This window comes from Anaerotalea alkaliphila (assembly GCF_010179735.1).
Taxonomy (GTDB): Bacteria; Bacillota; Clostridia; order Lachnospirales; family Vallitaleaceae; genus Anaerotalea; species Anaerotalea alkaliphila.
Genome location: NZ_JAAEEH010000030.1, coordinates 24,236 through 33,451 on the forward strand (window position 1 = coordinate 24,236; position 9,216 = coordinate 33,451).

The window sequence follows — 9,216 nt, forward strand, 5'->3', positions numbered from 1 at the left end:
GCAAAGGATGAGCAACGGGAAAATGTCCGGAAACAGGAAGCCGTACGAAGCGGCGGTGGAGGAGCTGGAGGGGTTGCCCCGCTTCAAGGGGAAGCCTACCCTGGCGCGGATGAGGCACCTCCTGCAGGCGCTGGGGAACCCCCAGGACCGGCTGAAGGTCATACACGTGGCGGGAACCAACGGGAAGGGTTCCGTATGCGCCCTCTTGGCGGGAATCCTGGGGGCGGCCGGAATCAGGACAGGACTGTTCACTTCCCCCCATCTGCTGTCCATGACGGAAAGGATCCAGGTGGATGGGATGCCCATTCCGGAAGAGGAGTTTGCAGCGCTCTACGGCAGGGTGGCGGCTGCCGCACGGCAGGGAAGGGCCGGGGGGGCCACTTTTTTCGAACGGCTTGCGGCCATGGCCTTCCTCCATTTCGCCGAAAGGGAAGTGGAGGCGGTGGTCCTGGAGACGGGGTTGGGAGGATTGTGGGATGCAACCAATGTGGTGGAAAAGCCGTCGGCCTGCATCATCACCCGGATCGGCCTGGACCATACGGAAGTTCTTGGAGACACGCTGGAGGAGGTGGCCTTCCAGAAAGCGGGAATCCTGAAGGCGGGCGTGCCTGTGGTGGCCGCCAACGACCCTGTAGAGGTGGAGAAAGTTCTTGAATCCAGGGCGCTTTCCCTGGATTCTCCCTGGTTCGGAGCCTTTCCCTATGAGACTGAAATTTTGGGAAGAACGGATAAAAGCATTGATTTTTGCATCCGGAACAAGTATTATAGGTATGAACGCTTGAAAATGGGCGCATTCTGTCCCTATCAGCTGGAAAACGCCAACCTTGCCCTGACTTGGGCGGCGGTGCAGGAGGATTTTCCCGCCATCCGGGAGGAGCATCTCAGGCAAGGCCTGGAGCATTTCCGCTGGCCGGGACGGATGGAATTCCTTGCCCCCAACATCCTGTTGGACGGCGCCCACAACACCAATGGCATGGAGCGTCTCGTGGAGGCGCTGGAGGCCGGATACGGGGACCGGGACCTGGAGATTTTGCTGGCGGTCAAGGAGGGCAAGGCCTTCGAGGGGATGCTGGAGGCGCTGGTGCGTCTGCCGAACCTGCGCCGGCTGGGATTTTGCCCCATCCGGACCGTGGAAGGCATCCCGCCTTCCGTGCTGGAAGAGAAAGCGAAAGCGTTGAGGAACGATTTGGATACGGTCTCCCTGGAGGATTTCCGGGAGACGTTGCTGGCATATATGCACCAGGAGCGGGAGGCGGAAAAGCCGCTGCTTTGCTGTCTGGGCTCCCTGTATTTCATTGCGGAGGTGCGGGGTTTCTTCGAGGAGGTTTGCAAGGAATGATCAATTTTGACGAGGAACTGGATAAATTCAAGCCGGCCTTGGAGCTGGAAGAAGTGGAAGACGCCATTTACGCCTATGCATCCAAGGACATCACGGAAATATTGGATGAAATGGTGCAGGAACTGAAAAAAGAACGCGAAAAGCAGGTGAAATGATGGTGGAGGGCACTGTCTACAGGAAGATCAAGAACACTTCCCTCGCCATGTACAACGAGGGATTGGAAAGGGCCAGGGAGCATGACCTTTCCAGCGCGGAGCAGCTCCTGAAGGGAAGCGTGCGGTTCGACAAGGGGAATGTGCAGGCCAGGAACCTTCTGGGACTGGTGCACTTGGAGATGGGGGAGCCTGCCGCCGCCGTGCGGCAATGGATCCTCAGCAAGAACATGCAGCAAGACGGCAACCGGGCTGTGGTGTTCCTGGGCATGCTGGAGAAGGACCACTCCAAGCTGGAAAAATGGAACCAGGCGGTCAAGCACTACAACCAGGCGCTGCGCCATGTCCGGCTGGGAAGCCTGGATCTGGCCATCCTGCAGCTGCGCAAGGCCCAGCAGCTGAATCCGAAGTTCGTCCGGGCCCACGGGCTGATGGCGCTCTGCTTAGGCAAGACCGGCCAGCTGCAACAGGCCAAGAAGGAGCTGCAGAAGGTTCTGGAACTGGACGGAGGGAACCTCCTTGCCTCCCGCTGGCTGCGGGAAATGGAGCATGCGGAAGAGAACAGGCCGAAAAACCGTCCCCTCCAGGAAGTGAAGGAGAAGGTGCTGGACGAAAAGAAGCACACCCGGCAGATCATGGTCAATCAGTCGGTGCAGCAGTTCGTCGCCGTGGTGCTGGGTGTGGTCATCGGAATTTCCGTCATGGCGTTCCTGGTGACGCCCGGGGCCCTGAACGACAGGGACGCCAGGATCGGGAGCCTCACCACCCAGGTGGAGGGTCTGGAATCCAAGAACATCCGCCTGGAAGCGGAAGTGCGGACCCTGGAGACCCAGCTGGAGGAGAAGCGGGGGGAACTGGAGGCGCTGGGGGAAACTTACGGCGACCAGTCCTCCTATGCTTCCCAGCTCAAGACGGTGGCCACGGTCTTCGGCCATTATCTCCGGGGAAACAACGAGGAGACGGTGGACGCCGCCCTTGCGGTGGAGGACGCCAGGATCCAGGACCCCCTGTTGCTGGAACTGCTGGCGGAGGTCCGCGGAAAGGTCTATCCCCCAGCGGCACAAACGGCCTACAACCAAGGGTACGCCCTGTACAATTCCAGAAGATACGAGGAGGCGATCCCGCTGCTGGAAAAGTCCAGGAAAATCGCCGTGGACCAGCGCTATTCGGACGACGCCCTCTACTATCTGGCCAGATGCCATCAATTGCTGGGCCGGACGGACATGGCGGTTTCGCTCTTCGAGCAGCTGCTGGTGGATTATCCGGATTCGAACATGCGCAACTATACGAACAACTTCCTGTCCCAATTGAAGAACTAGGCAACCGGAACCAGGCAAAGGGAGTCCCCTTTGTCTGGACTTACGTCTTGAAAGGAATGGCAGCATGGGAATTATCGGCTTTATAAAAGAAGAGATGCAAGTGATCAAAGACAGGGACCCGGCCATCAAGTCCTCCATGGAAGTCTTTCTTTATCCCAGCTTCCATGCCATCTACCGGTATAGGATCGCCCATTGGTTCTACAAGCGGAAGCGGTACTTCCTGGCCCGCTGGATTTCCCAAAGGACCGTGCGGAAGACCGGCATCGAGATCCATCCCGGAGCCACCATCGGCCATGGACTTTTCATCGACCACGGCCATGGGGTGGTGATCGGAGAAACGGCGATCGTCGGCGACAACGTGACCATCTACCAGGGGGTGACCCTGGGAGGGACCGGCAAGGAAACGGGCAAGCGCCATCCGACCATCGGCAACAATGTCATGATCAGCGCCGGCGCCAAAATCCTAGGGTCCTTCACCGTTGGGGATGACTCCAAAATCGGAGCCGGCTCCGTTGTCCTGCGGGAAGTTCCGCCCAATTCCACGGTCGTCGGAATCCCGGGAAGGGTCGTGAAGCGGAGCGACCGGAAGGTCCATCCACAGGATACCATGGACCAGATCCACCTGCCGGACCCGGTGCGGCATGAGATGTGCAAACTGGACATCCGGATGCGCCGGCTGGAGCAGCGGTTGGGCGGCATCGGGGAAGAGGAGCTGGAGCGTTTGGAGCAGGAACGGTGCAGCGTCTGCCCCGACAATCCGGAACTGGAAGACTAGAACACGGGAGGAGAGCCTGATGAAACTGTACAATACCTTGAGCAGGTCCGTGGAGGAATTCGTTCCCCTGCAGGACAGGCAGGTGGGAATCTACACCTGCGGCCCCACGGTCTACAACTATGCCCATGTGGGAAACCTGAAGACATACATCATGGAGGACGCCCTGGTGAAGAGCTTGGAGTATCTGGGCTATTCCGTCAAGAGAGTCATGAACGTGACGGATGTGGGACACCTGGAATCCGATGCGGACGACGGGGAAGACAAGATGCTGAAAGGGGCCGCCCGGGAGAACAAGACGGTCTGGGAAGTGGCGGCCTACTATACGGACGCCTTCTTTGCGGACTGCGCCAAGCTGAACATCAAGGAGCCCACTGTGGTCGCCAAGGCGACGGATTTCATCGGGGATTACATCGAGATGATCAGGACCCTGGAAGCCAAGGGATTCACCTATACGGCCAACGGGAACGTATACTTCGACATTTCCAGATTTCCGGAATACACCAAGCTCTCCCGGATGAACCTGGAGGATTTGCAGACCGCCAGCAGGGACGGTGTGGAGGAGGACCTGCACAAGAAGAACCCCCAAGACTTCGTGCTCTGGTTCACCAAGTCGAAATTCGAGAACCAGGCCATGAAGTGGGATTCCCCCTGGGGGGTAGGCTATCCGGGCTGGCACCTGGAGTGCTCCGTCATCGCATTGAAGCACCTGGGTCCCCAGATGGACATCCACTGCGGGGGCGTGGACCACATCCCGGTGCACCACACCAACGAAATCGCCCAGACGGAAAGCTACACGGGCAAGCCATGGGTGAAATACTGGTGGCACGGGGAGTTCCTCCTGGACAACTCCGGAAAAATGAGCAAGTCCAAAGGGGAATTCCTGACACTCTCCCTTCTGGAGAAGAAGGGGTTCAACCCCCTTGTCTACCGGTTTTACGTGCTGGGCTCCCATTACCGGAAGCAGCTGGTGTTCACCTATGAATCCCTGGAAATGGCCAAGACGGCCTACGGGAAGCTGCGGAACAAGGTGCTGGCGGTGAAAAAGGCTGCGGAAGCGGAGGCTGGCAACCCCCAAAGGCATCCGGCGCTGGCGGAACGCTACGACCAGGACTTCAAGAACTGTCTGGCGGACGACATGAACATCTCCAATGCCATCACTGTCCTGCACGAGGTGCTGAAGGAAGGGGAGCTTTCCCCTGTCGAAAAGCTGGAGCTGGTCCGCGCCTTCGACACCGTCCTCGGACTGGACCTGGACAAGGAAACGGTGGAGGAATTCACGGAAGAGGAATTGGAATTCATCCGGGAGCAGATCGGAAAAAGGGCGGAGGCGAAAAAGGCCAAGGATTTCGCTTTGGCGGACGGCATCCGGAACCAGCTGTTGGAAAAAGGCATCGCCATCGAGGATACCCGGGAAGGGGTCAAGTTTAAGAGAGCATAGAGGTGCGGAGTTTGGAAGAATTTTTTACGGAAGGGATTCCCGATTTCCTGGCGGGGAGGCAGGACCCCAGGCTGTACTCCCCGCTGGTCCTGGCCTTCATCGGTGACGGAGTGTACGACCTGGTGGTGAGGACCCGCTGCCTGGAGGGAGGAAACAGGCCGGTGAACGAACTGCACAAGCAGGCGCGGGAACAAGTGAAGGCTGCCGCCCAGGCGGAGCGCATGGCCCTGTGGGAACCCCATCTTACGGAGGAGGAACGGGCCGTCTACAAGAGGGGACGGAACGCCAAATCCGCCACCGTGCCGAAGAACGCCCGGCTCATGGACTACAAGAACGCAACCGGGTTCGAAGCCCTGCTGGGATATCTGTATCTGAAGGGGAGCTATGCCCGGGTCCTGGAGCTTGCGTCTCAAAGCCCGCCTCCGGGGGAAGGGGTGTCCGGACATGACTAGACAGACCCAGAGGTTCATCAAGGGAGCCGTGATCCTGTCCTTCGCCGGGCTGGCGTCCAAAGTGATCAGTGCCTTCTACAACATTCCCCTGGCATACTACACGGGAGACCAGGGCGTGGGATACTACCAGCAGGTCTATCCCATTTACGCCTTCCTTACGGCCGCCGCCCTTGTGGGCCTGCCCAACTCCGTTTCCAAGCTGATCGCCGAAGAAACGGCGGCAGGCCATTACAAGCGGGCCCACAACACCTTCAAGGCCACCTTCTGGCTGGCGGTCCTGTTCGGTGCGGCGGTCAGCCTGCTGCTGTACTTTGGGGGAGGCTTCTTCATCCAGGTGGCCCATTGGGATCCGGGCTCCCTCCACGTCATGCGGGGCCTGGCCTTCTCGCCGGTGTTCATCGGCGTGGCGGGGGCGGTCAGGGGATATTTCCAGGGCATGCAGGTCATGCATCCCACGGGGATTTCCCAGATCATAGAGAATTTCATCAAGGTCATCGTGGGGATCGGCCTGGTGGTGACCCTCCTGGGCGCAGGCAGCTCCATCCCGGAGGCGGTGGGAGGCGCGGCCCTGGGGGCCACCGTAGGATTCGCCGTGGCCGCGGTCTATCTGGTCCTGGCCTATGGCAAGGTCCGCAAGGGACTGCTGGAGCGGGCGGCCGCTTCCGGCGACAGCCAGGCACGGTTCCTGTGGCTGCCGGCCATAGGCAGGATCATCGCCATCGCGGTGCCTGTCACGGCCGCGTCGGCGGCCTTTTCGGTCATGAGCATGATCGACTCCCTGACACTGAGCTCCATCCTGATGTCCCAAGGGGCCGGCCATACGGCTGCGGACGGGGTGGAAATGCTGGGGCAGATGCGCAAGGCATACAGTGTCATCAACGTGCCCCTGGTGCTCAGTGTCTCCCTCATCATCAGCCTGGTCCCCGGCATCTCCGCCGCAAAAGCCAGGGACGACGGGGAGGAGCTGGCCTCCAAGATCAAGGAGGGGATCGGCCTGGCAATCAAGCTGGGAACCCCTGCCTCTGTGGGCATCGTGGTCCTGGCCCTTCCCATCATGAAGCTGCTCTATCCGGCCGGATATGAGGGCGTGGCCTACCTGCAGGTCTTCGGGGCTACGCTGGTGTTCATGGTCCTGGGTCAGTCCCTTTCGGGAATACTGCAGGGGTTGTCCAGGTACTATGTGCCCATCGCCGCCCTAGCCTGGGCCACAGGGGTCAAGCTGGTCCTGAACCATCTGCTCATCCCCACCGGTCTCCAGGGCCTGGGGGCTGCGCTGGGGTCCTTGGGTTTCTATATCGTCTTTGTTTTCGTGAATTACCATTATATTAGAAGGAACGTGGACTTCCATCTGGAAATCACCCAGGAATTCCTGAAGCCGCTGCTGGCGGCGGGTGTCATGGGGGTCTGCTCCGGTCTGGGATACAAGGCAATGGTGGCCCTTACGGGCAGCAACGCGCTGTCCACCCTAGCCGCCATCGGCCTGGGTGCGCTCTTGTACGCCTTGGTCCTTTTCTGGTCCAGGGGATTCTCGGAGGACGAGCTGTCCCTTTTGCCCAAGGGGCGGAAGTTGCAGAAGATGGTCGACAGTGTGCACAAGAAGAAAGAATAGGAGGCGAAAAGCCTATGGAAGAATACGGTGAAAAGCGGGAATTGAGTCAGCGGGAAGAAGGGGACAAGGCGTCCCAGGAACTGGTCATCGAAGGCCGCAATGCGGTTATGGAAGCCTTCAAGGCAAACCGGAGCATCGACCGCCTGTTCCTCCTGGACCAGGAGAACCTGGACGGTCCCATAAAGAAGATCGTGTCGGAGGCCAGGAAGCGGGGGATCATCACCAAGTTCGAGACCAAGGAGCGTCTGGACCAGCTGACCGGAGGCGCCAAACACCAGGGTGTCGTGGCGTTCGTGGCAGCCTACGACTATGTGGAGCTGGAAGACATCCTGGAGCTGGCGAGGGAAAAAGGGGAACCCCCTTTCCTGGTGATCCTGGACGGAATCGAAGACCCCCACAATCTGGGTGCCATCCTGCGGACCGCCAACATCGCAGGCGTCCACGGGGTCGTCATACCGAAGCGGAGGGCGGTGGGCCTGACAGCCACCGTGGTGAAGACCTCCGCGGGGGCGGTGGAGTATACGCCGGTGGCCCGGGTCACCAACGTGGCAAGGACCATCGAGGAGCTGAAGAAGGAGGGCATCTGGACGGTGTGCGCGGACATGGACGGCACCCGCATGTATGACATCGACATGAAGGGGCCCCTGGCCATCGTCATCGGCAAGGAAGGGGAAGGGGTGTCCCGGTTGGTGAAGGAAAGCTGCGACTTCGTGGCCAGCATCCCCATGAAGGGACAGATCGGATCCCTGAACGCATCGGTGGCTGCTGGGGTCCTGCTCTACGAGGCTCTCAGGCAAAGGGATTGAGGGCGCATGGCTGCGGAATATCTATTGGTGGACGGCTACAACATCATTTTCGCCTGGGAGCAGACTAAAGAGATGGCGGAAGAATCCCTGGACAACGCGAGGCAGACGTTGATGGAGGAGCTCTCCAACTTCCAGGGCATCACCAAGGCCCGGATCATCCTGATCTTTGACGCCCATCTGGTGAAGGGGAACGTGGGAAAGGTCATGGACTACAAGAACATCAAGGTGGTGTTCACCAAGGAGCGGGAGACGGCCGACCACTTCATCGAAAAGGTGGCCTACAGCAAGGGCAGGGATGTGAAGATCCGTGTGGCGACTTCCGACGGGTTGGAGCAGACCATCATCCTGGGAAGCGGAGCCTCCCGGATGACGGCGAAGGAATTGCGGGAGGAAATCGACCGGGAGAAGCAGAGGATCCGGGAAGAGTACACGGAGAAGATCCAGTTGAACAACAACCGGTTGGAGGGACATCTGGACCCCCAGGTGCGGGAGTGGATGGAAACCCTGCGGCGGTTGAAATGACCAGGACGGTGTGTGGTGGATATGGAGAAAAAATACAGGATTGAAAATTTGTTGTCCTACACAGACGAGGAACTGGTGGGCATTGCGCACCAGGGGCATGACTTTGCCCTGGACTTTCTTTTGAACAAGTACAAGATGCTGGTGGAGAAGAAGGCAAAGTCCTATTTCCTGATTGGCGGAAGCAAGGAAGACATCATCCAGGAAGGCATGATTGGGCTGTTCAAGGCGGTCAGGGACTACAAGGGGGACAAGGACGCCTCCTTCCATTCCTTTGCGGACCTGTGCGTCACCCGGCAGATGATCACCGCGGTCAAGGCATCCACCCGCCAAAAGCACATGCCCTTGAATTCCTATATCTCCCTGAACAAGCAGAACTATCAGGACGAAGACGACAAGTCGGAGATGCTGGAGCACATCGCCAACGACAAGGTGACCAATCCGGAAGAACTCTTCATCGGAAAGGAAAACCTGGGAATCATCGAGCAGGAGCTTTCCAAGGTGCTGAGCGGGATGGAGAAGGAAGTCCTCCAGCGGTATGTGGAGGGGACGGGATATGTGGAGATTGCAGCCGTCATGGACCGGCCGGTGAAATCCATCGACAACGCACTCCAGCGGATCAAAAAAAAGGTGGAAAAGGTGCTGAAGGAAAAAATCGGTTAAATTTATCGAAAAAAGGGCTGTCAAGCGTTTTTGAAAATGTCCCGAAAAACTTATAACATAGGCACCAGCTATTGCTGGTGCTTTTTTGGTCTTGGGCGTGATGCAAGGGAGCGGCATTTATTCCACGGACCTGTTTACAGCGAG

The 9,216-nt window shown here is 58.8% G+C and carries 10 protein-coding genes; all 10 read left to right on the forward strand.

Going from position 1 to position 9,216, the window contains the following annotated elements:
* The first annotated feature begins 7 nt into the window (after positions 1–7).
* The 10 genes from GXN74_RS10660 to sigH all read left to right on the forward strand — a co-directional run bounded on the left by GXN74_RS10660 (position 8) and on the right by sigH (position 9,072).
* Positions 8–1,339, forward strand: a complete 1,332-nt coding sequence (locus GXN74_RS10660; RefSeq protein ID WP_162370923.1) for a bifunctional folylpolyglutamate synthase/dihydrofolate synthase — start codon at positions 8–10, stop codon at positions 1,337–1,339.
* Positions 1,336–1,494 carry a hypothetical protein gene (locus tag GXN74_RS14305; protein WP_212505781.1) on the forward strand — a complete coding sequence of 53 codons (159 nt, stop codon included), beginning with the start codon at positions 1,336–1,338 and terminating at the stop codon, positions 1,492–1,494. Before GXN74_RS10660 ends, GXN74_RS14305 begins: the two co-directional genes overlap by 4 nt.
* A complete protein-coding gene (locus tag GXN74_RS10665) occupies positions 1,491–2,810 on the forward strand; it encodes a tetratricopeptide repeat protein (protein ID WP_162370924.1) in 1,320 nt (439 codons plus the stop codon). Before GXN74_RS14305 ends, GXN74_RS10665 begins: the two co-directional genes overlap by 4 nt.
* 94 nt (positions 2,811–2,904) lie before the next feature.
* The gene (cysE, locus tag GXN74_RS10670; protein ID WP_425481854.1) at positions 2,905–3,585 is read left to right on the forward strand and encodes a serine O-acetyltransferase; all 681 of its coding nucleotides are present in this window, start codon (positions 2,905–2,907) and stop codon (positions 3,583–3,585) included.
* A gap of 19 nt (positions 3,586–3,604) precedes the next feature.
* On the forward strand, positions 3,605–5,023 hold the full coding sequence (gene cysS / locus GXN74_RS10675) for a cysteine--tRNA ligase (RefSeq protein WP_162370926.1): 1,419 nt from the start codon (positions 3,605–3,607) through the stop codon (positions 5,021–5,023).
* 2 nt (positions 5,024–5,025) lie between these two features.
* Positions 5,026–5,475, forward strand: a complete 450-nt coding sequence (locus GXN74_RS10680) for a Mini-ribonuclease 3 (protein ID WP_425481853.1) — start codon at positions 5,026–5,028, stop codon at positions 5,473–5,475.
* On the forward strand, positions 5,468–7,084 hold the full coding sequence (locus GXN74_RS10685) for a putative polysaccharide biosynthesis protein (protein ID WP_162370928.1): 1,617 nt from the start codon (positions 5,468–5,470) through the stop codon (positions 7,082–7,084). The genes GXN74_RS10680 and GXN74_RS10685 overlap by 8 nt, the downstream gene beginning before the upstream one ends.
* Positions 7,085–7,098: 14 nt before the next feature.
* A complete protein-coding gene (gene rlmB / locus GXN74_RS10690; RefSeq protein ID WP_162370929.1) occupies positions 7,099–7,890 on the forward strand; it encodes a 23S rRNA (guanosine(2251)-2'-O)-methyltransferase RlmB in 792 nt (263 codons plus the stop codon).
* 6 nt (positions 7,891–7,896) lie between these two features.
* Positions 7,897–8,412, forward strand: coding sequence for an NYN domain-containing protein (locus GXN74_RS10695; protein ID WP_162370930.1), 516 nt, complete (start codon positions 7,897–7,899; stop codon positions 8,410–8,412).
* A 21-nt stretch (positions 8,413–8,433) separates the two neighbouring features.
* A complete protein-coding gene (gene sigH, locus GXN74_RS10700; RefSeq protein WP_162370935.1) occupies positions 8,434–9,072 on the forward strand; it encodes an RNA polymerase sporulation sigma factor SigH in 639 nt (212 codons plus the stop codon).
* The last annotated feature ends 144 nt before the right edge of the window (positions 9,073–9,216 follow it).

Coding starts and splice junctions, on each gene's coding strand:
- sigH (WP_162370935.1), top strand. CDS start 8,434: ATGGAGAAAAAATACAGGATTGAAAATTTGTTGTCCTACACAGACGAG.
- GXN74_RS10685 (WP_162370928.1), top strand. CDS start 5,468: ATGACTAGACAGACCCAGAGGTTCATCAAGGGAGCCGTGATCCTGTCC.
- cysE (WP_425481854.1), top strand. CDS start 2,905: ATGCAAGTGATCAAAGACAGGGACCCGGCCATCAAGTCCTCCATGGAA.
- GXN74_RS14305 (WP_212505781.1), top strand. CDS start 1,336: ATGATCAATTTTGACGAGGAACTGGATAAATTCAAGCCGGCCTTGGAG.
- GXN74_RS10660 (WP_162370923.1), top strand. CDS start 8: ATGAGCAACGGGAAAATGTCCGGAAACAGGAAGCCGTACGAAGCGGCG.
- GXN74_RS10695 (WP_162370930.1), top strand. CDS start 7,897: ATGGCTGCGGAATATCTATTGGTGGACGGCTACAACATCATTTTCGCC.
- GXN74_RS10665 (WP_162370924.1), top strand. CDS start 1,491: ATGATGGTGGAGGGCACTGTCTACAGGAAGATCAAGAACACTTCCCTC.
- rlmB (WP_162370929.1), top strand. CDS start 7,099: ATGGAAGAATACGGTGAAAAGCGGGAATTGAGTCAGCGGGAAGAAGGG.
- cysS (WP_162370926.1), top strand. CDS start 3,605: ATGAAACTGTACAATACCTTGAGCAGGTCCGTGGAGGAATTCGTTCCC.